This window comes from Massilia aerilata (assembly GCF_042656905.1).
GTDB lineage: Bacteria > Pseudomonadota > Gammaproteobacteria > Burkholderiales > Burkholderiaceae_D > Telluria > Telluria aerilata.
Map to the genome: position 1 here is coordinate 658,809 of NZ_JBHSMZ010000001.1, position 25,191 is coordinate 683,999.

A 25,191-nucleotide genomic window follows, 5' to 3' on the forward strand; every position below is an offset into this window, starting at 1 on the left:
CCGTGTTACTTCGCCGGCTTGAACCCCAGCGCCTTCATCGCCCTGGTCAGCGTCACCGCGCTGTCCTCGTAATCCTCCCAGGGCGCATTCCCGATCGCCAGCCGCTCGCCCACCGTGCGCACGGTCCAGTGCGCACCCGAGCTCAGATCCATCAACTCCTCCCAGCGCACCGGCACCGAAATCCCCAGCCCGGGACGCGTGCGCGCCGACCAGGCCGCGACGGTGGTCGCGCCGCGGCCGTTGCGCAGGTAGTCGATGAAGATGCGGCCGACCCGGTTTTTTGCGCCGCTCTTGTCCGAGAAGCGGTCCGGCAGGGTCTTGGCCAGGTGGGTCACGATGGCGTGCGAGAAGTCCTTCACGGTGTCCCAGTCCAGCTTGGGCTTGAGCGGCACCACAATGTGCAGGCCCTTGCCGCCGCTGGTCTTGAGGAAGGGGTTCAGGCCCAGCTCCTGCAGGAAGGCGCGCACCACCTGGGCCGCTTCCTGCACCATCGCGAAGCTGATGCCCTCGCCCGGGTCGAGGTCGAAGATGAAGCGGTCCGGCGTGTCGTAGCGCTTCTCGACCGCGTTCTGGCTGTGGATCTCGACCACGTTCCACTGCGCGCAGGACAGGATGCCTTCGACGCTGTCGATGCGGGTCATGCGCGGATGCTCGGGATCGAGGGCCTGCGCCAGCTGGCCGAGGCCCGGCATCTTGCGCGGATCGGCGACGTGCTTCTGGAAGAACAGCTCGCCGCCCACGCCCTCGGGGGCGCGCACCAGCGAGACCGGGCGGCCCTTCAGGTGCGGCATCATCAGCTCGCCGACCAGCGCGTAGTACTCGACCAGTTCGAGCTTGGTGACGCCGCTTTCCTTGTCCATCACGCGTTCGCCGTGCGTGACCTTGAAATTTGCCGGCACGCCGCTCAGGTCCGGCCCCGCCCCGGCTGGCTTGCTTGCCTTCGCTGCCTTGGCTGCCTTCGCCGCCTGCCCTGCCCGTCCTGCCCTGGTGGCCGGCCTGGCCTCCGCCTGCTCATCGGATTTCATGTCTGACTTCTCCTGAACGTGCTTGGCCTGCTCGCGCACCACACTCTTGGCCGGCTTGTCCTTGCGCAGGCCCTGGAACACGGGGTGGCGGATCGAATCGGTGGCGGTCCACTCCGAAAAACTCACCTCGGCCACCAGATTCGGCTTGACCCAGTGCTTGCCGCGGCCGGGCACCGCGCGCGGCGGGAAGGGATTCTCGTCGGTCGCGATGGCTTCCAGCGTCTCGCGCATGTGGCGCAGCGAGGCGCCGTTGAAGCCGCTGCCGCAATTGCCGGCGTAGCGCAGCACGCCCTGCTCGTCGTAGTAGCCGAGCAGCAGCGAGCCGATGCCGGTGCGCGCGCCCTGCGGATCGGTCCAGCCGCCGATGACGAATTCCTGGCGCATCCCGCATTTCAGCTTGATCCATTCGGGCGAGCGGCGGTTCACGTAACGCGAATCGCGGCGCTTGCCGATCACGCCTTCCAGGCCGATCTGGCAGGCCGCCACCATCAGCTGGCTGGGGTCGGTGCCGAATTCGGCCGAGAAGCGCACGGTGTCGGAGGGCTTCGCCGCCAGCACCTCCTCGAGCAAGGGGCGGCGCTGGTCGAGGCGCACCTCGCGCAGGTCATAGCCCTTCATCCAGGGCGCGTCGAAGATGAAATAGACGATCTGCGCGCGGTTGGAGCCGTCGAAGGCCAGCTGCAGCAGGTTGAAGTTCGGCTTGCCGTTTTCGTCGTGGACCACGATCTCGCCGTCGTACCAGCCGTCCGGCAGCTTCATGCGCTTGATCTCCTGCTGCAGCGGGCGCAGCTTGTCGGTCCAGTCGTTGCCGTTGCGGGTGATCAGGCGGATGTCCTTGCCTTTGTCGGCGACCCGGGTCAGCATGCGGTAGCCGTCGAACTTGATCTCGAAGATCCATTCCTCGGGACGCTCGGGCGGGCCGTCGACCAGGGTCGCCAGCTCCGCGCTCATGGTCTCGGGCAGCTCGGCCTTGATTGCGCCTTCGGGCATGGCGCCGCGTTTGGCGGTCTTCGCGGTTGCAGGCTTCGCGGCCGATTCAGCGGCCGGCTTGTTCGCCTCCGCCTTCAGTTTCGCCACCTTGGCCCGCGCCGCCGCACGGTCCTCGGGCGCCCCCGGCATCGGCAAGTCCTTGACGCTGTCCGGGAACGCGTCGACCACCGAGAACTCGGCGCCTGGGCGCATGTACTCGTCGTTTTCCTTGATCAGCAGCCAGGGTTCCTGCTTGTCGCTGTCGTGAGCACCGCGATGGCCGCGCATCCGCACCAGCACCCAGCGTCCGTGCATCTTGTGGCCATGGATCTCGAACTTGATCTCGCCCTTCGCATAGCCCTTGCGCGGGTCGCCGATCGGCTCCCAGGTCCCCTTGTCCCAGACGATGACCTCGCCCGCGCCGTACTGCTTGGGCGGGATCGTGCCTTCGAAATCGGAATAGGAGATCGGGTGGTCCTCGACGTGGATCGCCATGCGTTTGTCATGGCTGTCGTAGCTGGGGCCTTTCGGCACGGCCCAGCTCTTCATGGTGCCGTCGAGTTCGAGACGGAAATCGTAGTGCAGCCTGGTGGCCCAGTGCTTCTGGATCACGAAGGTCAGCGCGCCCTTGCTGGCGTCGCCGCCTTCCGCGGGTTCCGACGTGATCGAAAAATTCCGCTTGGCCTTGTATTCCTTGAGTGCGTCGGGCATGGCATCACCTGTACATCAGCAGCAATATTGCCAATGTACCGGCGGAGCGCGGGCGCAACTGTACGGCAGTTAACCGTTGCGCGCCCCGTTCAAGGCCGGCTCAAATCCTGCTCAAATGAGCAATTACTTTCGCTCGGATGAGCTCTGGTCGCGCGCCGCGCGGAACTCCGAATCCTTCGCCCAGTTCGGCCAGGCGTTCGAATCCGCCAGCTCGCGGCCCACCGCGTACAGGATGCCGAGATCGCGCGCCATGCCTTCGAAGGTCCACTCCGGACGCCATTCGTCGGACGGCTGATGGTAGTTTTCAAGCGTGTAGCGATCCGATTCCTTCTTGCCGGCCGCGACGCCGCCCTGCTCCCAGTGCTCGCCCGAGCCGAAGGAAATCGCCGGCACGCCGCGCTTGGCGAAGGGGAAGTGGTCGGAGCGGAAGAAGTGGCCGGCTTCCGGTTTCGGGTCCGGCGAATAGCTCAGCTTCGCGACCTTGGCCTTGGCCACCAAGCGGTCCAGCAGGTCCAGCTTGGCGCTGCCGGAAATCGTGAAGTCGCGCGCGCGGCCGAAGGGGCTGAGCGCGTCCATGTTGATCACGCCGACCGTCTTCGCCAGCGGGTACACCGGGTTCGAGGCATAGTATTCGGAGCCCAGCAGGCCCTTCTCCTCGGCGGTCACGGCCAGGAAGACCACGCTGCGCTGCGGCGCCGGCGCGGCCGCGTAGACGCGCGCCAGCTCCAGCAGGGCCGCGATGCCGGTCGCATTGTCGACGGCGCCGTTGTAGATGCGGTCGCCCTTCGCATCCGGCAGGCCGATGCCGAGATGGTCCCAGTGGCCGCTGTAGACCACGTATTGGTCTGGATGCTGGCTGCCCTCGCGCAGGGCGATCACGTTCTTCGAGACGATGGTCTGGGCGTCGACGGCGTACTTGCCCGACATCGCCACGCCGCTCAGCTCGACCGGCTTGAAGCTGCGCGTCTGCGCCGATTTCTTCAGCTTGTCGAAGTCCAGGCCGGCGCGCCTGAACAGGTCGATAGCGACATCGCGCTGGATCCAGCCCTCGACCGGCGCGTGGAAGGCGCTCGGGTGGGTGCGCACCACGTCGTACATGACGTTGGTGTTCGAATTCTTGACGGTCGCCCAGCCGTAGGAAGCCGGCGCGCTCTCGTGGACGATCAGGGTGCCGAGCGCGCCGCGGCGGGCCAGCTCTTCGAATTTGTAGGTCCAGCGGCCGTAATAGGTCATGGCCTTGCCGCCGAACTCGCCCTTGCCGGTTTCGAAGTCGGGGTCGTTGATGAGGACGACCGCCAGCTTGCCCTTCAGGTCCTGGCCCTTGAAGTCGTCCCACTTGCGCTCCGGTGCGGTGACGCCGTAGCCGACGAAGACCAGCGGCGCATCCTTGAACTCGACGCTCCTGGCGCCGTTCATCGCCGCGCGCACGGCAATCTGCTCGCCCTGGGTCAAAGTCTCATCCTTGCCGCCGCCCTTGACGCTCACCACGACCGGGCCCTTGATCTCGAAGCGGCCCAGCGGCACGTCCTGGGTCCAGCCGCGCTTGCCGTTGACCAGGTCGCCGCCCGGCTTCAGGCCGGCCGCTTCGAACTGGTTGATCAGGTAGGCGACGGTCTTGGCTTCGCCCGGCGTGTTCGGGCCGCGGCCTTCGAAATCGTCCGAGGACAGCACCTTGACGTCGTGCGACAGGTGGGAAGCTTCGATCTGCACGGCCTGCGATGCGGGCACGGCGGGTTTGACGGCCGGGGCGGCCGGGGCGGCATGCACGGACGCCGCCAGGGCAGCCGCGGACAGGATGGCGAGGGAGGTGGTGGTCTTCACGGTCTCTTGGTTTTGTTAGTGGATGGAAATGCCGAATGAGTATCCTGTTTATAAATTCCAATGTCAAACATGCATCAATCGTGCGCATCGCCTATAGTGGCATTTCCATTCCGCACTCAATAGAGAGGTCCCGTGAAACCGTCCGCCGTGCTCGCTCCTTCCGCCCTTTTCCTTACGCTCAGCCTGGCCCTGCCCGCCGTCCAGGCGCAGACGGCGCCGCCAGCCAAACCGGCAACGGCCGCCGACCCGGTCGCCCAGCTGGTCGGCCAGCTCGACCTCGGCCGCTACAAGGAGACGATCCGCGGCCTGGCCCGCTTCGGCGACCGCAAACAGGGCACGGAGCGCAACCGCAAGGCGATCGACTGGATCGAAGCCCAGCTGAAGTCCTACGGCTGCGCCACCGAGCGCATCCATTACGAATACGTGGCCGCGCCGCGCGAGCGTGTGCCGGCGACGGGCGGCGGCCGCGGCGGCCCGTCCGGCCAGGGCGGCAGCACCCTGTTCGGCACCCGCGCACCGACCGGCGTCAACCAGGACCCGATGGCCCAGCCGGACGAGCGCTTGCGCGCGCTGAATGCCGAACAACCCGATCCGAAGGGCGGCCCGCGCGAAGAGGTCTACTGCACCAAGGTCGGCAGCACCCATCCCGAGGAGATGTACATCGTCGCCGCCCACATGGACGGCCTGGGCTTCGGCGAGGCGGCCAACGACGACGCCTCCGGCACCGCCCTGGTGATGGAACTGGCGCGGATCCTGAACGCGCCCGGCGTGACGCTTGATCGCAGCATCCGCTTCGCCCTGTGGAACAACGAGGAGACCGGCCTGAACGGCGCCTCGGCCTATGTGGCCCAGCGCAAGGATCTGCAGGGCATCGAGTCGCCGAAGGAATCGGGCCGCTACCCGGAACCGCGCTGGCTGGGCATGATCCAGCACGACATGATGATGTTCGACCACGGCATGCCCATTGCGCATACGGACGCGAACGGAAAGACCGTCACCAGTCCGCTGCCCGGGCAGCGCCGCGAAGCCGACGTCAACATCGAGTTCCAGGCGACGTCGAAGCAGGCCGAGGGCGCGCAAAAGCTGGCCTGGGCCTTCCGCGCCGCGAACGACAAGTACGCGGCCGACTACCCGGCCGCGGTCGGCCCGCACATGACCAACACGGACTCGACCCCGTTCATGGACCATGTGCCCTCGATCTCGGTGCGCGAAAACGAACGCGGCCAGCAGATCGGCGCCGGCTGGAACCCGCACTGGCACCAGCCGACCGACCTGGTATCGACCTTCAGCGACAAGGATTACCTGCTGGGGCTGAACGCGGCGCAGACCACGCTGGCGGCGATTGCCCAGCTCGCCGGGGCGCGGGTCAAGAACTGATAGCTATTTGTAAGTGGATGTAAAAAGGCGTCAACTGACCGGCGAACAGGCGCGTTGAGGGCCAGTAGCACCCCGGGAATGTCCCACCATATCAACGACACTGAAGGAAACATCGCCATGAGCAAAATCGTCGCTACCCTGATCGCCGGTCTGTTCGCCACCTCGGCATTCGCCGCCCAGTCGACCGCCACGTCGCCGGCGCCGGCAACGGCCCATGCCGCCAAGGCCGATGCAAAAGCAGACAAGGACATGGCCAAAGCCGAAGCCAAGGAAGCGAAAAAAGCAGCCAAGGCCGATGCCAAGGTAGAGAAGAAGGAAGCCGAAGCCAGCTCGGACGTCGCCGTCGCCAAGGCCGACGCCGCCAAGACCAAGGCTAAAGCACACAAGAAGGCCGCAAAGGCCAAAGCGGACGCAGCTGCCGACAAGGCCGCCGCCAACGCAGACCAGAAAGCCGACGCGGCAGCTCACTAATCGCCCAGCGGCTCAAGCCCCATCACTTCCAAAAGACAGGCCAAGGCCTGTCTTTTTTTGCGGCCAGCCTCCGCCGGATACAAATTTCGTAAACTTTGCTACAAAGCGAGAACCCGGCGGCATCTATCATGGCGTCGCCTACCAAAACCAGAAAAACCTGAAGGAGACACAGTGAATAAAACGAGCCTCTTTGGACTGCTCGCGGCCATCCTTGCACTGCAAGGCTGCGCCGTACAAAAAGAGATGGTGGCGACCGGCGGCAGCCGCGCCGACGGCACCGTCAAACTGTCCTACGAATTCAAGTCGTTCGAGAAGCCCGTCATCGACATGCAGCGCGGTGCGGCCACGGCGGCCGAGCGCTGCAAGGCCTGGGGCTACAGCGGCGCCGAGCCCTTCGGCGGCGAGACCAAGGTCTGCAACGACAGCAACCGGGAAGGCTGCACCCGCTGGCAAGCGAGCGTCGAGTTCCAGTGCACCGGAACACCCAGGACCGCCATGCAGTAAGCGCCCGGCATCCGCAGTAAAATGGCGGTCTGTCCTCATCCGGAACCGCCATGCACAAGATCGTCTTCCTCGACCGCGACAGCCTGATCGCCACCGTCCGTCCGCCCGCCTTCGAGCATGCCTGGCAGGACTATCCCGCCACCGCCCCGCACGAGCTGGTAGAACGCCTGCGCGGCGCCACGGTCGCGATCACCAACAAGGTGCCGCTGCGCGCCGCCGAGATCGCCCAGCTACCGGACCTGAAACTGGTGGCCGTGGCCGCCACCGGTACCGACAACGTCGATCTCGCCGCCTGCCGCGAGCGCGGGATCGCCGTCTGCAATATCCGGGATTATTCGGTGGTCTCGGTGCCGGAACACTGCTTCGCGCTGATGCTGGCGGTGCGGCGCAACCTGCTGGCCTATGCCGCCGACGTCGCCGCCGGGCGCTGGGAGCAGTCGACCCGCTTCTGCCTGCTCGACCACCCGATCGGCGACCTGGCCGGCAGCCGGCTCGGCATCGTCGGCTATGGCGCGCTGGGGCGGCGCGTGGCGCAGATCGGGCGCGCGTTCGGGATGGAGATCGCGGTCGCCTCGCGCTCGCCGGTACCCGATACGGATGTCGTACAGCTGCCGCTGCCCGAGCTGCTGGCGAGCGCCGACGTGATCAGCCTGCACCTGCCGCTTACCGGGCAGACCCGCCACATGATAGGCGCGGCGGAACTGGCATCGATGAAAAAAACCGCCATCCTGATCAATACCGCGCGCGGCGGCCTGGTCGACGAGGCCGCGCTGGCCGAGGCCCTGAAGACGGGCGTGATCGCCGGCGCCGGCTTCGACGTTCTGAGCAAGGAACCGCCGGTGCCCGAGAATCCCCTTTTGAAGCTGAATCTGCCGAACTTCGTCCTGACCCCGCACGTGGCCTGGGCCAGCGGCGGCGCCATGCAAACCCTGGCCGACATGCTGGTCGATAACATCGACGCCTGGGCGGCCGGCACGCCCAGGAACCTCGTATGAGCATCACCGCTTCCAGCATCGTCCAGCTGGTGGACACCTTTTATGCCCGCGTCCGTGAAGACACCGTGCTCGGACCCGTGTTCGAGGAAAAGCTGGCCGGCCACTGGCACGAGCACATGCCGCGCATGGTTGCCTTCTGGACCAAGGTCCTGCTCGACACCGGCGACTTCCAGGGCAACGTCTTCGGCAAGCACATGGCCTTAAGCGGCATCGGCAAGGAGCACTTCGTGCACTGGCTGACCCTGTTCAGGATGACCGCGATCGAAGTGTTCGGGCCGGACGGCGCCGGCCCGGCGATCCTGGTCGCGAACCGCATCGCCAGCAGTTTGCAGCTGGGCTTCTTTGGCGACATCCAGGTGCAGGTCTGATCAGTCCAGCCGCGCGATCCGCAACAGGTTGGTAGTGCCGGCGGCGCCAAAAGGCATGCCGGCGGCGATGACGATGGTCTGCCCCGGCCCTGCCAGCCCTTCGCGGCGGGCGGTGGCGCAGGCGAAGTCGGTCATCTCCGGCACCTCGGCCACGTCGTGGGTCAGCACCGCATGCACGCCCCACACCAGGGCCATCGCGCGCGCGGTGGCGAGCTTCGGGGTCATGCCGATGATGGGCGCCCGCGGCCGTTCGCGCGCCAGGCGCAGGGCCGAGTGGCCGGAGCTGGTGTAGGCGACGGCGGCCGCCACGTCGAGCAGCTCGGCGATATTGCGCATCGCCAGGCCGATCGCGTCGGCGATCTCGGCCCGGGCCGGGCCCTGGCTGGCCGCGATGGCATCAACGTACACCGGGTCGGACTCGGTCTGGACGATGATGTTGTTCATCATGGTGACCGCCTCGACCGGGTACCGGCCGGACGCCGATTCGGCCGACAGCATGACCGCGTCGGCGCCGTCGTAGATCGCGGTCGCCACGTCCGAGGCTTCGGCGCGCGTCGGCACCGGGGCCGTCACCATCGATTCCAGCATCTGCGTGGCGACGATGACCGGCTTGCCGAGGCGGCGGCAGACCCGCACGATGCGCTTCTGGATCGCCGGCACCTGCTCGGCCGGCATCTCGACGCCGAGGTCGCCGCGCGCCACCATGATGGCGTCGGCTTCCCGCACGATCGCTTCGAGATCCTCGACGCCCGCCGGCTTCTCCAGCTTGGCGACGATGCGGGCGCGGCCCTGCACGATCTCCTTGATCTCGCGGATGTCCTCGGCCCGCTGCACGAAGGACAGCGCGACCCAGTCGATACCCAGACCCAGGCCGAACGCCAGGTCCTTGCGGTCCTTCTCGGTCAGCGCCGACAGCGGCAGCACCACGCCCGGCACGTTGACGCCCTTGCGGTCGGACAGCACGCCGCCGTTGACGACCGTGGTATCCGCCGACTCGGCATTGCATTTCTCGACTTTCAGCGCGATGCGCCCGTCGTCGAGCAGCAGGGTGGCGCCGGCTTCGAGCGCCGCGAAGATCTCGGGATGCGGCAATGCGACGCGCCTGCGGTCGCCCGGCTGGCCGGCGTTCAGGTCGAGCCGGAACGGCGCGCCGGCTTCCAGGGCAATGCGGCCTTCGGCGAAGCTGCCGATCCGCAGCTTCGGTCCCTGCAAGTCGATCAGGACGCCGACCGGGCGGCCCAGCGACTGTTCGAGGGCGCGCAGCTTGTCGAGGCGCGCTTTGTGATCGTCGTGGCTGCCGTGGCTGAAGTTCAGGCGGAACACGTCGGCGCCGGCACGGAACAGGGCCTCGATGGTGGCGGCGTCCGTGCTGGCCGGCCCGAGGGTGGCGACGATTTTCGCCTTGCGGCTACGATGCATTTGTTTTCTCCTCATGGCGCGATGCGATCAGGATGGCGCGGAAGTCGTTCACATTGGTCAGCGTGGGACCGGTGACGATGGCGTCGCCGAGGGCCTGGAAGAAGCCGTGGCCGTCGTTGCGGTCCAGGCTTTGCATGGGCCGGATCGCCTTGTCGAAAGCGCGCTCCAGCGTATCCGGCGCGAACCAGGCGCCGGCGATTTCTTCCTGCCCGTCGACGCCGTCGGTATCGCCGGCCAGGCCGTAGACGCCGGGTTCGCCGCGCAGGGCGATGGCGGCCGACAGCAGGAATTCGACGTTGCGTCCGCCGCGCCCATCGCCGCGCACGGTCACCGTGGTCTCACCGCCGGACAGCAGGATGCAGGGCGCCTCGAAGGGCTGCCCGCGGCGGGCAACCTGCAGCGCCATGCCGGCCATGACCTTGCCGACCTCGCGCGCCTCGCCTTCCAGGCTGTCGCCGAGGATGTGCACGGCGAGGCCGGCTTCCCCGGCCACGCGCGCCGCCGCCTCCAGGGCCATCTGCGGGGTGGCGACGAAGCGCAGCTCGTGCCCGGCCAGGCGCGGGTCGCCCGGCTTGACCGACTCCCCTGCCCCGCTCTCCAGCACCTGCCTCACCTTGTCCGGCAGGGCGATGCCGTAGCGGCGCACGATGTCGAGGGCGTCCGCGCAGGTGCTGGCGTCGGCCACCGTCGGTCCCGAAGCGATGTCGCAGGCTTCATCGCCCGGCACGTCCGAGATCAGGAGGGTCACCACATGCGCCGGGTGGCAGGCCGCGGCCAGCCTGCCGCCCTTGATGGCGGACAGGTGGCGGCGCACGCAGTTCATTTCGCCGATGCTGGCGCCCGAGGCCAGCAGCGCGCGGCTGACCGCCTGCTTGTCCTCGAGCGTGATGCCGTCGAGGGGCAGCGGCAGCAGCGAGGAGCCGCCGCCGGAGATCAGGCACAGGACCGTGTCGTCGGCGCTCAAGCCGCGCACCAGCGCCAGCATGCGCCGTGCCGCCCGTTCGCCCGCGGCATCGGGCACCGGGTGGGCCGCCTCGACGATCTCGATGCGTTCGCAGGGGACCGCATAGCCGTAGCGCGTGACGACCAGGCCTTCCAGCTTGCCGGGCCAGGCGCCTTCGACAGCGCGCGCCATCGCCGCCGATGCCTTGCCGGCGCCGATCACCACCAGCCGGCCGCGCGGCTGGGCAGGCAGGTGGGGCGGGACGCATTTGTCCGGCTGGGCCGCGGCGATGGCGGCGTCGAACATCGCCTTCAGTAGTGCTTTGGTGTCCATGGCTTCAGGCGGATGCGTTCCGGGTCTTCGCCAGGCCGACCGCGACGCCTTCGCGCACGTCGTGCTCGTGCGGGACGATCAGGGCTTCCTGTTCCGGCGCGGGCGCCTGGCCGTCCAGGATACGGTTCATGCGGCTCTTGTCGACCGCGCCGACCCAGCGTGCCACCACCAGGGTGCCGACGCCGTTGCCGATCGTGTTGGTGATGGCGCGCGCTTCGGACATGAAGCGGTCCACGCCGAGCAGCAGCACCATGCCCGACACCGGGATCTTGCCCATCGACGCCAGGGTGGCCGCCAGGGTGATGAAGCCGGAACCGGTCACGCCGGCCGAGCCCTTCGAGGTGATCATCAGCACGCCCAGCACCACCAGCTGGTCCATCAGCGACAGCGGGGTATTCGTGGCCTGCGCGATGAAGATCGCCGCCATGGTGTAGTAGATGCACTGGCCGTCCGGGTTGAAGGTGACGCCGGACGGCACCACCAGTCCCACCACCGGCTTCGACACGCCCAGGTACTCCAGCTTCTTCATGAGCTGCGGGACCACCGATTCGGACGAGCTGGTGCCGAGCACGGTGAAGATCTCTTCGCGGATGAATTTCAGGAATTTCCAGATGCTGAAGCCGCAGATCCGGGACACCGCGCCGAGCACGATGAACACGAAGGCGATGCAGGTCAGGTACATGGAACCCATCAGCTGGCCGAGCGACAGCAGCGAACCCAGGCCGTATTTGCCGACCGTGAAGGCGATCGCGCCGAAAGCGGCGATCGGCGCGATCCGCATCACCATGCCGAGCACCATGAACATGCCGGTATTGAAGGCTTCGAGCATGTCGACCACCGGCTTGGCGTGGCGGCCCATGCGCGACAGCGCGATGCCGAACATGGTGCCGAACACCAGGATCTGCAGGATGTCGTTCTTGGCCAGCGCATCGATCGCGCTGGTCGGGACCATGTTCAGCAGGAAGTCGACGAAGCCGGTCGATTTCGCGGCCGCCGCCGTGTAGCTGCTGATGCTCTTGGTGTCGAGGTGGGCGGGATCGACGTTCATGCCGACGCCCGGTTGCACCACGTTCACGACGATCAGCCCGAGCAGCAGCGCGAAGGTCGACATGACTTCGAAATAGATCAGGGCGCGTGCCCCGACGCGCCCGAGCTCCTTCAGGCTCTCCATCCTGGCGATGCCGAGCACCACCATCGCGAAGATCACCGGTGCGAACACCATCTTGATCAGGCGGATGAACAGGTCGCCGAGCGGCTTCAGGTCGGTGCCGAGCTTGGGGTACAGGTAGCCGAGCAGGCCGCCCGCGATAACGCCGAGCAGAACCTGGACGTATAGCCTTCCAAAGAAATTCCTGGACATGATGTCTGTCTCCAATATGTGTTGTGTTTCGGTTCCCCCGGCTCTGGCGGCCGGTCGGGGACGGGCTGGCTTGCGGCGCTGGCGCTCAGGCGGCGGCGCGCTCCTGGCTGCCGTTCAGGATGTCGCACACGGCGCGGGTGACGTCGGCGGTGGTGGCCTTGCCGCCCAGGTCGCGGGTGTGCAGGCTCGGGGTCGCCGTCACGGTTTCGATCGCCGCCATGACCTGCTTTGCGGCGTCGGCTTCGCCCAGGTGCTCGAGCAGCATCACCACCGACCAGAAGGTGCCGATCGGATTGGCCAGGCCCTTGCCCATGATGTCGAAGGCCGAACCGTGGATCGGCTCGAACATCGACGGATAGCGGCGCTCCGGATCGATGTTGCCGGTCGGGGCGATGCCCAGGCTGCCGGCCAGCGCCGCCGCCAGGTCGGAGAGGATGTCGGCGTGCAGGTTGGTGGCGACGATGGTGTCCAGCGTGGCCGGACGGTTGACCATGCGCGCGGTGGCGGCGTCGACCAGCTCCTTGTCCCACTTCACGTCCGGGAAGTCCTTCGACACTTCCACCGCCACTTCGTCCCACATCACCATCGCATGGCGCTGCGCATTGCTCTTGGTGATGACGGTCAGCTGCTTGCGCGGACGCGATTGCGCCAGCTTGAAGGCGAAGCGCAGGATACGCTCGACGCCGACGCGGGTCATCATGCTGACGTCGGTCGCGGCTTCGATCGGGTGGCCCTGGTGCACGCGGCCGCCGACGCCCGAGTATTCGCCTTCCGAGTTCTCTCGGACGATGACCCAGTTCAGGTCTTCCGGCGCGCAGCGCTTCAGCGGGCCGTCGATGCCCGGCAGGATGCGGGTTGGACGCACGTTGGCGTACTGGTCGAAGCCCTGGCAGATCTTCAGGCGCAGGCCCCACAGGGTGATGTGGTCGGCGATGTCCGGATCGCCCGCCGAGCCGAACAGGATCGCATCCTTGCTGCGCAGCGCGTCCAGGCCATCGGCCGGCATCATCACGCCGTGCTTGCGGTAGTAATCGCCGCCCCAGTCGAAATCCTCGAAGGCGAATTTGAACTTGCTGCTGCCTGCGGCCAGCGCTTCCAGCACTTCGCGGCCGGCCGGCACCACTTCCTTGCCGATGCCGTCGCCGGGGATCGTTGCGATTTGGTAGGTCTTCATGTTTCCTGTCTCCTGTCTGGGTCTGTCTGGGTGATCGGTAAAAGTGCATCCGTGGAAAGCACTTTATGCCCTGGACGAAGGCAAGGATCTTGGCTAGACTTAATCCGTCTTTAACCCAGGGTTAACAATCAACATGAGTAGCGGCATCCAACCGGCTGAACTTGGCTTCTTCGTCTCCTTGGGCACCTGCGGCAGCCTGAGCGGCGCCGCGCGCGAACTCGGGATCAGCACCGCGGCCGTCAGCAAGCGCCTGTCGCAGATGGAAGCGCGGCTGGGCGTGCCGCTGGTGAACCGCACCACCCGGCGCATGAGCCTGACGCCCGACGGCGAAGTCCTGTTCGAGCACGCCCGCCGCATCCTGGGCGAGATCGGCGACCTCGACCAGCTGTTGAGCAGCTCGAAAAGCCAGCCGAAGGGTTTGTTGAGGGTGAATGCCACGCTCGGCTTCGGCCGCCTGCACATCGCGCCCGCGATCTCGCAATACGTCCTCAAATACCCGGAGGTCGACGTCCAGCTGCAGCTGTCGGTGAACCCGCCGCCGCTGACCGAAGACCAGTTCGACGTCTGCATCCGCTTCGGCGAACCCGGCGACACGCGCGTGATCGCCAGGAAGCTGGCCGGCAACCGCCGCCTGCTGTGCGCCTCGCCCAGGTATCTGGCCGCGCGCGGCGAACTGTCGACGCCCTCCGACCTGGTGCGCCACAACTGCATCTGCATCCGCCAGGGCGACGAAGCCTACGGCACCTGGCGCCTGTACAAGGACCGCGACGCCGGCGGTCCGGGCGAAACCGTCAAGGTGCGCGGCAACCTGACCACCAACGACGGCGAGATCGCCGTCAACTGGGCGCTCGACGGCCACGGCATCCTGATGCGCGCGGAATGGGACATCGAGCGCTATCTGGAAAGCGGACGCCTGGTGCGCGTGCTGCCCGCCTACCGCACGCCGGACGCGGATATCTACGCCATCTATCCGCAGCACCAGCACCAGTCGGCGCGGATCCGGACCTTGATCGAATTCCTGTCGCAGTCTTTCGGGCGTTTTGCCGGGCATCGCGCGCAGGGAGCGGCGGCCTGATGCTGTCGGCGATACGCGATTTGATGCGGCCGCCCGCGGGCATGGAATTCGACTTCAGCCAGCCGCCGGGCGAGCCGGCGCTGACGCCGGCGGATGGCGTTTCGTGGCGGGTGTTTGCGAATCCCGTTTCCTTATTCGTCGGCGGCGTGGCGGCGGTGCTGCTGGAGCTGGCCGAACCCTCGGTGCGTTCCGGCGTGTGGGACCACAGCGGCTTCCGGCGCGATCCGGTGACGCGCCTCCGGCGCACCGGCTTTGCGGCGATGATGACCGTGTACGGGCCGCGCTCGGCCGCGGAGAAGATGATCGCCCACGTGGTGCGGATGCATGGGCGTGTAGCCGGCACGACGCCCGACGGCCTGGCGTATCGGGCCGACGACCCGCGCCTGCTGGATTGGGTGCATGCGACGGCCAGCTTCGGGTTCACCGAGGCTTACCACCGGTACGTGCGGCCTTTGTCTGCGCCTGAAAAGGATGCGGCGTTTGCCGAGGGCCGGGCTTCTGCGCTGCTGTATGGGGCGCTCGGGGCGCCGGCATCCTGGGCTGGGTGGGAAGGGATGCTGTCGGCTGTTGCGCCAGGGCTGGAGGGATCGGAGGTTCTTTCAGAGTTCTTGCGGATCATGGCCGAGGCGGCGATCGTGCCTGGGCCGATGCGGCCGCTTCAGCGCTTGCTGGTGCGTGCTGCGGTGGAGATCACGCCGGAGCCGGTGCGGTCCCTGCCGCAGTTGCGGGGGTGGGGATTACGGTTTGGGGAGGGAGCGCTGGTGCGGGCGCTCGGGCGCGGGGCGCTGTTCGTGCCGCTGGGGGATCCGCCGCCGGTGCAGGCGGCGCGGCGGCTGCGCGCTCACCACTTGCAACCGCTGTCGTCGTAGGCGTTCTTCGCCAGATCCACGGCAAGCCCGATCACATTCGCCAACAAGTTGGTACTTTCCGCACGCGCCTTCTGGCAATCGACACGGCGCGCGCGCTCCAGCGCGCCGACGATGGGCGCCTCGGCCTTCGCTTCGAGCACCGGCTGGCGGCCCGGGAGCGCCACCAGGCCCTTGCCGCTTTCGCGCGCGATCAAACGCGCGGTGGCGCGCGCGGACGCCAGGTCGACGGTGGGTGCATGCGTTTCGCTGCCGGAAAGCTCGGCGGCGGCGGCCGGCGGCGCAGGGACGGCAGCCGGCGGCGGTTCGGATTCCGCGCTCGTGGACGGCACTAGCCGTGGCAGCGCCGGTCCGCGCGCCGGGCGCAGCGGCACAGGGCCGGGATGCGGCATGGTCTGGTCCGGCAAGGGCGCCGGGAGCGGCGCTTCAGGGACGATAGCCACCAGCCTGAGCTCGATCCGCTTGCCCGGACCGGCGTCCGTGTCGGCCCGGTGGGGAAGCCAGGTATGCCACAGGCACGCCACGGCGATGGCGTGGGCCGCCAGGCTGATGCCCCAACCGAGCATGGGGCCGCGGGCACCGGGTCCTTTCGGCATGGCGGTTTGGTACAGGCTGGCGGCTTGATTCATCCAGCCATTTTAGCTTGGGGCTGGACGGTAAAAGCTCACGAAATTCCACGGTGCGCATGTTGGCGGTTTGCGAGCCAAGGTGCTGTTACGGAATCCTTATGTAACCCGCCCCGACATCGATTGCGCTTACGCCTACTGAGTGGGTCGCTCTGCCGTTTTGCATTACGTATCCGGTATCGGCAAGCCCGCCACCAAAATCCGATGTATTCACTTTAACTGTTAGGGTCTTCATCCTGGCTCCAACGTCGGACGTGATAAAAATTGGCGGTTCGGCAGACCCGCGCACCCCTACACCGCAGAAACCGAAGCACCCACCCCCTGCACCGCGCGCAACGGCAAATCAAGAACAAACACCGTCCCCTGTCCAATGACGCTGTCCACCCGAATCGTCCCGCCCAACAAAGTAGTCGCAATGTTATAAGCGATATTCAATCCAAGCCCAGTCCCGCCCTGCCCCATCCGCGTGGTAAAGAAAGGATCGAAAATCCGCGACAGGTATTCAGAAGGAATCCCCCGCCCGTTATCCCGGAACTCGATCCGCACCCGCTCCGCGCCGGACAAGGAAGCCGACAGCACCATCACACCGCCCGGCCCCTCGAAGGCATGCAGCAGCGCGTTGTTGACGAAGTTGATCACCACCTGCCCCAGCGGCCCGGGATAACTGTCCATCACGATCCCCGGCGGCACCTCCAGTGACAGCGTATGCCCACCGCGCCGCACCTGGTTCATGATGGTCGCCGCAATCTCCTGGCAAGCCTGGGCCAGGTCGAAGCGCCGGCGCTGGGTGCTGGCCTGGTCCACCGACACCTGCTTGAAGCTGTTCACCAGCTCGGCCGCGGCATGCAGGCTGCGCTGGATCAGCGCGCTGGCTTCACCCGCCGCCCCGATCCACCCTTCCAGCTCCGACTTTTTCAGACTGGCCGACGCAAAGCGCGCCGCCAGCTGTTCGGTCTTTTCCTGCAGGGTACTGGCCATCAGCAGGCTGTTGCCGATCGGGGTATTCAGTTCGTGGGCGACACCGGCCACCAGCGAGCCGACCGAAGCCAGGCGCTCGTGGGCAGCGAGCTGGGCCTGGGTGTCTTTCAGCTGGCGGTAGGCGTCGGCGTTGTCCAGCGCCACGCCGACGTAGGCGGCCAGGGTACTGAGCATGTCCAGCTGCAGGTGCTGGTAGGCGTGGCGCTCGCGGCTTTGCACACACAGCACGCCGAGCGCGCGGGCGCCGAGCAGCACCGGCACCAGGATCAGCGAGGCCGGCGGGCGGGCGCCCGTTTCGTCCTTCAGGTCACCGACCCAGCGTGCGGCGTCACGCTCGAAGTCGTCGATCAGGATTTCCTCGCCGTTCCCGGCGCAGCGCATTGCCATCGCCATCACGCGGGCGCCGCACTGCTCGGCGCCGTCGACCCGCTTGCCGTCTTCGATCACGAAGGGGCAGTCCAGGCGCTCGCCGCGCAGCACGCCGATCGCGAACACGTTCACGTCCATCAGCTGGCGCACCTGGCCGTAGACGTTTTTCATGATCGCTTCGCTGTCCAGGTTGGCCGTCAGTTCGCGGCCGATGTCGGACAGCAGCGCGATGTTGCGGCGCGCCTGCAACGCCGCTTCCTTCTGCTGCTCGGCGGCTTCCTTCTGCAGCACCAGTTCGGCGGTGCGGGCGCCGACGGTGCGTTCCAGCCTTTCGGTCTGCTGCACCAGCACGCGGATGCGCAGGCGGTAGACGGCGACGCCGGCGCCGATGACGGCCAGCCCGGCCAGCAGGCGGAACCACCAGGTCATCCAGAACGGCGGCGCGATGTCGATGCCCAGGCGCGCCGGGGTGTCGCTCCACAGCCCGTCTTTATTAGCCGCGCGGACCTCGAACACGTAATGGCCCGGGTCCAGGTTGGTGTAGGTCGCGAAGCGCTTGCTGGCGTCGGTCTCGGTCCAGTCGCGGTCGAAGCCCTGCAGGCGGTAGGCGAAGCGGTTGCTCTGCGGGTCGGCGAAGTGCAGCGCCGCGAACTCCAGCGTGAACACGGAATCGCGGTAAGGCAGCTCGACCTGCTTCGACAGGCCCGGCCCATGCGGCAGGCGCGAGCGGTTCTGCACCAGGAAGTCGGTGATCACCGGCTGCGCGGGATAGGGATTGTCGCGCACCGCGTCCGGCATGAAGGAAGTCATGCCGTTGGCGCCGCCGAAGTGCAGCTCGCCGTCGGCGCCCTTGGCGGCCGCGCCCACGAAATACGTGCCGTCCAGCAGGCCGTCCTTCGCGCTGTAGCCCTTGAATTCGCCGGTGGATGGGTCGATGCGGGTCAGGCCCACGGTGGTGCTGACCCAGAGTTCGCCGTGGCTGTCTTCGAGGATGCCGCCGATCGGCACCGGTTCGTGCGTGTTCGTCACCGGGAAATAGCGGAACATGGTGGCGCCGCCGGCATCGCGCTCCATGCGGTGCAGGCCGGCGGCGGTGCCGACCCAGATCTCGCCGCGGCCCGACTCGTACAGATAATAGACGCGGTTGTGGCGCAGGGAAGCCGGGTCCTTGTCGTCGTGGCGGAAATGGGTGAAGGTGCCGCTGGCGCGGTCGAGGCGGTCCAGGCCGTTGTCGGTGCCGAGCCAGATATTCCCGGCGCGGTCTTCGAGCAGCGCGAAGCCGTAATTCTCGCCCAGGCTCCTGGCGTCGAGCGGGTCGTGGCGCCAGGCGCTGAGCGTGCGGCCATCCGGGTCGAGCAGGAACAGCCCCCCGCGGGTCGCCACCCACAGGTTGCCGGCGCGGTCGAGCAGCAGGTCCTGGACGTAGTTCGACGCTGAATCCGTCCCCAGCGGCACCGTGGTGAACAGGCCGCTGGACGCGTCGCGCCAGGACAGGCCGGTGGCGGAGCCGACCCACAGGCGCCCGCGCCCGGGCAGCACGGCGGTGATGGTGTCGTCCGGCAGGCTGCCCTTGCGCGCCGGATCGTGGCGGATGCGGTCGGCCCGGCCGCTGATCGGTTCAAGGTGAATCAGCCCGGAGCCGGTCGTGCCCAGCCACAGGCGGCCGTCGGCGCCGGCGGCGATCGTGCGGATCTTCCGGCTCAGGGTGGCGGTGCGGTCGCCCGGCTCTCCCGGCAGCAGGGTGAAACTGCCGAAACCGCCGCTGGCGAGGTCGGCGCGGTTGACGCCGCTGAACAGGGTGCCGACCCAGAGCGTGCCGGTGCGGTCGACCCGAACCGCGCTGACCTGGTTGTCCGACAGGCTGTGACGGTCGAGCGGCACATTGGTATAGGCGACGAAGCGCTGGCTGGCGGGATCGAGCCATTTCAGGCCGTCGAGGTCGGTGCCGACCCACAGGTTGTTGCCGGCGTCGTGGTAGAGGGTCAGGATGCCGGTCTCGCCGACGCCTTCCCCGGCGCCGACGTGGCGGCGCTGCGGCTGGCCCTCGCCGGTGCGCCAGGCATCGAGGCCGGCCGCGGTGCCGACCCACAGCGTGCCGTTCTGCGCCATCGACAGCGACAGCACCGTGTTGCGCTTGGCCCCGCCGCGCGGATCGATGTCGTAGTGGTCGAAGCTGGCGGCGCCGGCCGGCAGGTGATCGATGCCGACGCCGGTGCCGACCCACAGCCCGCCGCGCCCGTCCAGCGCCAGCGCGCTGACGCGGTCGTCGCGCAGGCTGCCGGCGTCGTTGCCGTTATGGCGGAACATGCGGAAGCGTCCGCTGGCGGTGTCGAGGTGGACCAGGCCCTCGCCGGTGCCGACCCACAGCCCGCCGGCGCCGTCGCCGACGATGGCGGCCACGGCGCGGTTGCGCGCCACCGGTTCGCTGCCGGAGACGAAGGGATAACGCACGAACTTCTGACGCACATCGTCGAAACGGGCCAGACCACCGCGCGTGCCGAACCACAGCCGCCCTTCGGCATCTTCATACGAGGCCAGGACATAGTTGTCGGGCAGGCTGGAGGGATCGGCCGGATCGCTGCGGTAGGCGCGGATGCGATAGCCGTCATAACGGTTGAGTCCGCTTTGGGTGCCGAACCACATGAAGCCGGCCCGGTCCTGCAGGATGGTCTTCACGGTTTCCTGCGACAGGCCCTGCTCCAGGCTCAGGTGCTCGAAGCGCAGGCTGCGCGGCGCGGCGGCCTGGGCCGGCATACTGGCAAACGAGATCAGGACAGCGGCTGCGGCGGCGAAAAGAAAGCGGAACATAGGCGGTTTTCCGGAGTACAGCCTTCAATCTACCAGAAGCCCCCTTGCTGTTGAAAAAAATTAACTCTTCCCCCTCCGGGATGTCGCTGCTATAATAGTGGCTTGGGCGGCTGTAGCTCAGCTGGATAGAGTACTTGGCTACGAACCAAGGGGTCGTGGGTTCGATTCCTGCCAGCCGCACCAAACTTATACTTGAGGAACGCCTCAGAGAGCTTAGCTTTCTGGGGCGTTTTTCTTTTTATCGTCGCCGTTCGTGGTGAGCAATCGCGCATTTTTGCGGTACGCATCCTTGTTATTGTGAAACTCGGTGTTGAGCATCGCGCCGACCAGCGCCGAGGCTTTACCAAACTTCAAAGGGCCGCTATAATGCGTGCCTCGGGCGGCTGTAGCTCAGCTGGATAGAGTACTTGGCTACGAACCAAGGGGTCGTGGGTTCGATTCCTGCCAGCCGCACCACTTATGCATCAGAGATGGCTCAGAAAGTTCGCTTTCTGGGCCATTTTTGTATGCCCTCTTCCATTGTCGGCAGCTTGGCGCCTGGCGATCCGCAAGCGGTCCACGAGCTCCGATCGATTGGGGAAGCAGTAAGCGAAATATCAACCAAGCGGATCATGCACTTGGCCAAACGCCAACCCGCTGCTATAATGCGTGCCTCGGGCGGCTGTAGCTCAGCTGGATAGAGTACTTGGCTACGAACCAAGGGGTCGTGGGTTCGATTCCTGCCAGCCGCACCAACTTCTTCAGGACGAATGGCTCAGATAGCGATATCTGGGCCATTTTTCTTTTCTGCAAGTATTATCCCCCTCTTTCCCGGCCATACTGTCAGCCAAGTCTGACCAATCTTCTTTCCACGATTTTTGCCATCCTGCCCACTTTGCCAATTGGCAAAACTTCGCTATAATACGGCCTCGGGCGGCTGTAGCTCAGCTGGATAGAGTACTTGGCTACGAACCAAGGGGTCGTGGGTTCGATTCCTGCCAGCCGCACCACTTTTTCATGATGAACGGCTCAGATAGCGATATCTGAGCCGTTTTTCTTTGACTCTTCCATACGCTCTTCCATACCAACAGTCCCAGCCGGCAAGCTTTTTGCCGAGCGTTCAATAAAAGTTCGCCAACGGAAATGAACTCGTCCGAGGAGTTTCTCGCGTCTTAGAGTAGGACCGATCCTACAAATACTTGGCAACCCTGATAGGTTTTTCTACTCGTTAATGCAAATCGACCCGCCTCCTCTATGAGAATCGGGTATTAGCCGAGTCCTGCCGGAAAATATTGTGCAGATGCATTTTTCTTCGCAGAAGTGCACACATAGACCGTTTTCCCCGCGCTTTATCGACGTTTTGCTACGATGAAGTTCCCCGATTCTTGAAAACCAAGCTGCAGGACGCGGCTGTTTCTTTGCGAGGTAAGAAATGAATAAATCTTTGATCGCCGGTATCGTGTTTGCTACCGCAACCTTCGGTTCGTCGGCCGTCATGGCCCAAACGACTCCGCCTACCCCCACCATGATCGGCAACACCCCGCAGGTCCTGGACCTCACCGACGGCAGCGGCTTCTTCGGTGACACCTTTGCCATGAACAACAATGGCGCCATGTTTGCTGACCACTTCACCTTCTCGGTGAACGGCACCATGGGCATGAACTTCGATGCCATCGTGTCGTCGATCAGCCGCACTGCAGACACCGGCCTGGATTTCAGCGGCCTGTCGCTGTACCGCGTGGGTGGCGGGACTGGCACCGGCGGCACTGCTGGCGACACCCTGGTCAGCAACGGCACCTCGCTGCACTCCGGTGAAATGGACGTCTGGACCCTGTCCAGCGACAACCTGACGGCCGGGGACTACTACGTCCTGGTGAGCGGCAACCTCGTGTCGGACACCTCGGCCTCGTTCGGCGGCGCCGTGATGCTGGCCCCGGTTCCGGAACCTGAAACCTACGGCATGATGCTGGCTGGCCTGGGCGTCCTGGGCTTCCTGGCTCGCCGCCGCAAGCAGGCTGCCAACCAGGCCACTGCTTAAGTTCCAGCGTCCGTCTACACGGCATTGGAGCGGAGGCGCGCAAGCGCTTCCGCTTTTTTTATGCCCGCTTCTCTTATGTCCGCAGTTTCTTGATCAGGCTGCGGTTGCCGAGGATTTCCTCGATCTGCTCGAAGCGCACCGGCTTGACCATGTGATGGTCGAAGCCGGCCTCGAAGGCCAGCTGGCGGTCCTTTTCCTGGCCCCAGCCGGTCACGGCGATCATCACCGTCATCGCGCCGCAGGACAGGTTGCGGATCCCACGCGCCAGGTCGTAGCCGGACATCTGCGGCAGGCCGATGTCGAGGAAGGCGTAGTCCGGACAAAAGCGCTTGGCGGCGGCCAGCGCGTCCGGGCCGTTATGGGTGATGACGACGCTGTGGCCCATCGCCGTCAGCAGCGCGCCGATGCTGTTGACGAAGTCGACGTTGTCGTCCGCCAGCAGGATGCGGTAGGTCTCGGCGCTGATGAAGGAGGCCGGCGTCGGTTTCGCCGGCAGCTCCGGGTCGACCACGATCGGCAGGCGTACCACGAACTGGCTGCCGTGGCCCAGCCCGGCGCTATGCGCCTCGATGCTGCCGTTGTGGAGCTCCACCAGCTTGCGCGCCAGCGACAGGCCGACGCCCAGGCCGGCCGTCGAGCGCTCCAGCGTCGAATCGACCTGCACGAACATTTCGAACACGGTGTCCAGCATGTCCGGCGCGATGCCGATGCCGGTGTCGGCCACCACCACCATCAGGGTGCGGTCTTCCACCGTCGCCTTCAGGCTCACGCGGCCGCCGCGGTTGGTATATTTGGCGGCGTTGTTCAGCAGGTTGGACAGGATCTGCGCCAGGCGGGTGGCGTCGCCGTTCAGGAACACGGGGCGGTCCGGCAGGTCGATCTGCAGCTCGTGCCCGTGCAGGTCGATGTAGGGACGGACCACCTCCAGCGCGTCGTTGACCACCGCCTTCAGCTCGACGCGGCCGGACTTGATCGTGAACTTGCCGGTATTGATGCGCGAGACGTCCAGCAGGTCGTCCACCAGGCGCACCATCTGGCGCAACTGGCGTTCCATGATGTCGGTGGCGCGCTGGGTAGCCTGGGCGTCGCCGCTGCGCAGGCGCAGGATGTCGAGGCCGGTGCGGATCGGCGCCAGCGGATTACGCAACTCGTGCGCCAGGGTCGCCAGGAATTCGTCCTTGCGGCGGTCGGCCAGGATCAGCGCCTGTTCCGCGCGCTGGCGCACCTGCATCTCGTGTTCCAGCGTGGCGTTGGCTTCCTGGAGCGCGTCCGAACGGCGCCCGATCTCGGCCAGCATCTCGTTGAAAGCGTCGATCAGCACGCCGATCTCGCCGCTCTCCTTGCCCGGCACGCGCAGGCCGTAGTCGCGCCGCTGCATCACCTGGCGGGCGACGCTGGTGACCGATTCGAGCGGGCGCGTGATCGCTTCCTGCAGGCGCGAGGCCACCAGCCAGGCGATCGCCAGCGCGCCCAGCATCACCGCGCCGAGGATGGCGCCGTAGCTGAGCAGGCGGTCGAACAGGCCGTAGCGCGCGCGCAGGTAGACCGTGCCGACCATGTCGCCGTTCTCGACGATGTTGCGGAATACGACGATCTCGCTGCCCTCGATGCGATAGCCGGAGGCCTGCGGACGCGGCGGCAACCGGGAGGCGTTGCCCGCCGTGCCCGGCGCCACATAGCCGGCGAAGCGGGCGCCGCTGCTGGTATAGATGGCGGCCGCGAGGATCTGCGGACGTACCCGCAGCACCGCCAGGTTCTGGCGCGCCGTCTCTTCGTCGTTGAAGGCCAGCGCCGGCGCGGTCACGCGCGCCATGATGTCGGCCTGGGTCATCAGGTCGTCGGTCCAGTAGCGCTGGAAGGCGCGCAGGTCGACCAGCAGCATCGCCACCGAGGCCGCGACCAGGGCCGCCAGCGTGGTCGACACCGCCATCAGGATGAGTTTGCGGCGCACCGAGCTGTCGCGCACTTTGGCGATCGCGCCTGTCATTGCAGCGCTCCTTTCTGCACCCGGTTCGCCACCGTCAGCAGGCGCGAACTCAGCTTGATGCCATTGCGTTCCGCCGCGTCCAGCGCGACATCGAAGCGCACGCGTTCGTCGACGATACGGAAATTGATGGCGCTGCCCTGCTGAAGGCCGCCGTCGCACTCGGTCACGACCAGCAGCGCGTTGCCTGCCGCGCGCACCATGCGCCCTACCCGGCCGGCGTCGAACCCGCCGATGAACAATAGATGCACCGGCGCGCCCAGATCGGCTTCGCGCAGCACGCGCACCACGATGGTCCGGTTGTTCACGGTGCGCCCGCCGACAATGCGCGCCAGCTCGGCGGCGAGCTCGTCGGCGCCGAGCACGCCGATGGTGACCGGGCTGGCGCCGTCGGCAAAGGCGCCGGCAGGAAATTCGGCATAGCCGAGAAATTTATACAGGAAGGCCGCCTTCACGCGCCGCTCGAGGGCCGGGCTGGTGACGGCGTTCTCGGCGTGCGCCGGCGGCACCAGGCCATGCTCGCCGCAAAGCGCGGCGGCGCACAGCAGCGCCCAGCCGGCCAGCTTGCGGCGCATGCCGCGGTTCTGTGAAGAGCGCATTGGCGGGTGCATCGGCCGGGTCAGGAAGCGAAGACTTCGGTTAACGTGGCGGCCCGCAACGCGGCGGGACGCGACTCGGCCGACGCCCGGATGCGCAGTGCCTCTCGACCATACGGCGCCCCGGGGTAGGCAAAAAACTGCGAGTAACTCTTCATCATCTTGCTATCGTAGAGCATTTTCCCGAGTGCACCAAGCGTGCGCGAGGGGAAGACGGCTCAAGCGGACTCTGCTGTGCCATTTGAACCATCAATAACTGTCATTACGAATATCAATTGGATTTCTTTTTTGCGATGCAGCATGATGCTCCTGTCTCCTCTATTCTCCTCCAAGGATAGATTCAGCCCGCTCCCTGAGCGGGCTTTTTTTTGTCCGCGTGCGCGCCGCCCCCGCTCGCCGATT

The 25,191-nt window shown here is 66.4% G+C and carries 19 protein-coding genes and 4 tRNA genes; 12 read left to right on the forward strand and 11 right to left on the reverse strand.

Annotated elements, in window-relative coordinates:
- Window positions 1-5: 5 nt before the first annotated feature.
- Both ligD and ACFPO9_RS02950 read right to left on the reverse strand, forming a co-directional pair.
- On the reverse strand, window positions 6-2,705 hold the full coding sequence (ligD, locus tag ACFPO9_RS02945) for a DNA ligase D (protein ID WP_379766809.1): 2,700 nt from the start codon (window positions 2,703-2,705) through the stop codon (window positions 6-8).
- A 123-nt stretch (window positions 2,706-2,828) separates the two neighbouring features.
- Window positions 2,829-4,526: a M28 family metallopeptidase gene (locus ACFPO9_RS02950; protein ID WP_379766812.1), complete on the reverse strand. Its 1,698-nt coding sequence runs from the start codon at window positions 4,524-4,526 to the stop codon at window positions 2,829-2,831.
- Window positions 4,527-4,658: 132 nt separating this feature from the next.
- On the opposite strand from ACFPO9_RS02950, the gene ACFPO9_RS02955 reads away from it, so the two are divergent.
- From ACFPO9_RS02955 to ACFPO9_RS02975, 5 genes are all read left to right on the forward strand, one after another.
- The gene (locus tag ACFPO9_RS02955; RefSeq protein WP_379766815.1) at window positions 4,659-5,903 is read left to right on the forward strand and encodes a M28 family peptidase; all 1,245 of its coding nucleotides are present in this window, start codon (window positions 4,659-4,661) and stop codon (window positions 5,901-5,903) included.
- 117 nt (window positions 5,904-6,020) lie between these two features.
- Complete coding sequence (locus ACFPO9_RS02960; RefSeq protein ID WP_379766817.1) at window positions 6,021-6,374, forward strand: hypothetical protein; 354 nt, start codon at window positions 6,021-6,023, stop codon at window positions 6,372-6,374.
- Window positions 6,375-6,545: 171 nt separating this feature from the next.
- Window positions 6,546-6,878, forward strand: coding sequence for a YecR family lipoprotein (yecR, locus tag ACFPO9_RS02965; protein ID WP_379766820.1), 333 nt, complete (start codon window positions 6,546-6,548; stop codon window positions 6,876-6,878).
- Between the two features lie 50 nt (window positions 6,879-6,928).
- Window positions 6,929-7,873: a D-2-hydroxyacid dehydrogenase gene (locus ACFPO9_RS02970; protein ID WP_379766823.1), complete on the forward strand. Its 945-nt coding sequence runs from the start codon at window positions 6,929-6,931 to the stop codon at window positions 7,871-7,873.
- The gene (locus ACFPO9_RS02975; RefSeq protein WP_379766826.1) at window positions 7,870-8,241 is read left to right on the forward strand and encodes a group III truncated hemoglobin; all 372 of its coding nucleotides are present in this window, start codon (window positions 7,870-7,872) and stop codon (window positions 8,239-8,241) included. The genes ACFPO9_RS02970 and ACFPO9_RS02975 overlap by 4 nt, the downstream gene beginning before the upstream one ends.
- Here ACFPO9_RS02975 and pyk read toward each other — a convergent pair whose 3' ends face one another.
- The 4 genes from pyk to ACFPO9_RS02995 form a co-directional block, all read right to left on the reverse strand.
- Window positions 8,242-9,660, reverse strand: a complete 1,419-nt coding sequence (gene pyk, locus ACFPO9_RS02980; RefSeq protein ID WP_379766829.1) for a pyruvate kinase — start codon at window positions 9,658-9,660, stop codon at window positions 8,242-8,244.
- Window positions 9,650-10,936, reverse strand: a complete 1,287-nt coding sequence (locus tag ACFPO9_RS02985; RefSeq protein WP_379766832.1) for a glycerate kinase type-2 family protein — start codon at window positions 10,934-10,936, stop codon at window positions 9,650-9,652. Before ACFPO9_RS02985 ends, pyk begins: the two co-directional genes overlap by 11 nt.
- Before the next feature lie 4 nt (window positions 10,937-10,940).
- Window positions 10,941-12,296, reverse strand: a complete 1,356-nt coding sequence (gene dctA, locus ACFPO9_RS02990) for a C4-dicarboxylate transporter DctA (RefSeq protein ID WP_379766835.1) — start codon at window positions 12,294-12,296, stop codon at window positions 10,941-10,943.
- Between the two features lie 85 nt (window positions 12,297-12,381).
- Complete coding sequence (locus ACFPO9_RS02995) at window positions 12,382-13,470, reverse strand: tartrate dehydrogenase (protein ID WP_379766838.1); 1,089 nt, start codon at window positions 13,468-13,470, stop codon at window positions 12,382-12,384.
- A 133-nt stretch (window positions 13,471-13,603) separates the two neighbouring features.
- Here ACFPO9_RS02995 and ACFPO9_RS03000 point away from each other — a divergent pair, with 133 nt between their 5' ends.
- Both ACFPO9_RS03000 and ACFPO9_RS03005 read left to right on the forward strand, forming a co-directional pair.
- Window positions 13,604-14,545: a LysR family transcriptional regulator gene (locus tag ACFPO9_RS03000; RefSeq protein WP_379766841.1), complete on the forward strand. Its 942-nt coding sequence runs from the start codon at window positions 13,604-13,606 to the stop codon at window positions 14,543-14,545.
- Complete coding sequence (locus tag ACFPO9_RS03005; RefSeq protein ID WP_379766844.1) at window positions 14,545-15,414, forward strand: oxygenase MpaB family protein; 870 nt, start codon at window positions 14,545-14,547, stop codon at window positions 15,412-15,414. Before ACFPO9_RS03000 ends, ACFPO9_RS03005 begins: the two co-directional genes overlap by 1 nt.
- Here the strand turns inward: ACFPO9_RS03005 and ACFPO9_RS03010 are convergent.
- On the reverse strand, window positions 15,387-16,040 hold the full coding sequence (locus ACFPO9_RS03010) for a hypothetical protein (RefSeq protein ID WP_379766847.1): 654 nt from the start codon (window positions 16,038-16,040) through the stop codon (window positions 15,387-15,389). The genes ACFPO9_RS03005 and ACFPO9_RS03010 overlap by 28 nt on opposite strands.
- Before the next feature lie 288 nt (window positions 16,041-16,328).
- The gene (locus tag ACFPO9_RS03015) at window positions 16,329-20,192 is read right to left on the reverse strand and encodes a two-component regulator propeller domain-containing protein (RefSeq protein ID WP_379766850.1); all 3,864 of its coding nucleotides are present in this window, start codon (window positions 20,190-20,192) and stop codon (window positions 16,329-16,331) included.
- A 106-nt stretch (window positions 20,193-20,298) separates the two neighbouring features.
- Here ACFPO9_RS03015 and ACFPO9_RS03020 point away from each other — a divergent pair.
- Window positions 20,299-20,375 (forward strand) — tRNA-Arg (locus tag ACFPO9_RS03020).
- A 30-nt stretch (window positions 20,376-20,405) separates the two neighbouring features.
- On the opposite strand, the gene ACFPO9_RS03025 is transcribed toward ACFPO9_RS03020, so the two are convergent.
- Window positions 20,406-20,546, reverse strand: a complete 141-nt coding sequence (locus tag ACFPO9_RS03025) for a hypothetical protein (protein WP_379766853.1) — start codon at window positions 20,544-20,546, stop codon at window positions 20,406-20,408.
- Between the two features lie 25 nt (window positions 20,547-20,571).
- On the opposite strand from ACFPO9_RS03025, the gene ACFPO9_RS03030 reads away from it, so the two are divergent.
- The 4 genes from ACFPO9_RS03030 (at window position 20,572) to ACFPO9_RS03045 (ending at window position 22,209) form a co-directional block, all read left to right on the forward strand.
- Window positions 20,572-20,648: transfer RNA gene (locus tag ACFPO9_RS03030), tRNA-Arg, on the forward strand.
- A gap of 201 nt (window positions 20,649-20,849) precedes the next feature.
- Window positions 20,850-20,926 (forward strand) — tRNA-Arg (locus tag ACFPO9_RS03035).
- A 178-nt stretch (window positions 20,927-21,104) separates the two neighbouring features.
- Window positions 21,105-21,181, forward strand: a tRNA-Arg gene (locus ACFPO9_RS03040).
- A 422-nt stretch (window positions 21,182-21,603) separates the two neighbouring features.
- A complete protein-coding gene (locus tag ACFPO9_RS03045; RefSeq protein ID WP_379766856.1) occupies window positions 21,604-22,209 on the forward strand; it encodes an FxDxF family PEP-CTERM protein in 606 nt (201 codons plus the stop codon).
- A gap of 73 nt (window positions 22,210-22,282) precedes the next feature.
- On the opposite strand, the gene ACFPO9_RS03050 is transcribed toward ACFPO9_RS03045, so the two are convergent.
- Together ACFPO9_RS03050 and ACFPO9_RS03055 are read right to left on the reverse strand one after the other, a co-directional pair.
- The gene (locus ACFPO9_RS03050; protein ID WP_379766859.1) at window positions 22,283-24,196 is read right to left on the reverse strand and encodes a sensor histidine kinase, YfiR-like protein-associated; all 1,914 of its coding nucleotides are present in this window, start codon (window positions 24,194-24,196) and stop codon (window positions 22,283-22,285) included.
- Complete coding sequence (locus tag ACFPO9_RS03055; protein WP_379766862.1) at window positions 24,193-24,792, reverse strand: TOL_0243 family YfiR-like periplasmic protein; 600 nt, start codon at window positions 24,790-24,792, stop codon at window positions 24,193-24,195. The genes ACFPO9_RS03050 and ACFPO9_RS03055 overlap by 4 nt, the downstream gene beginning before the upstream one ends.
- Between the last annotated feature and the right edge of the window lie 399 nt (window positions 24,793-25,191).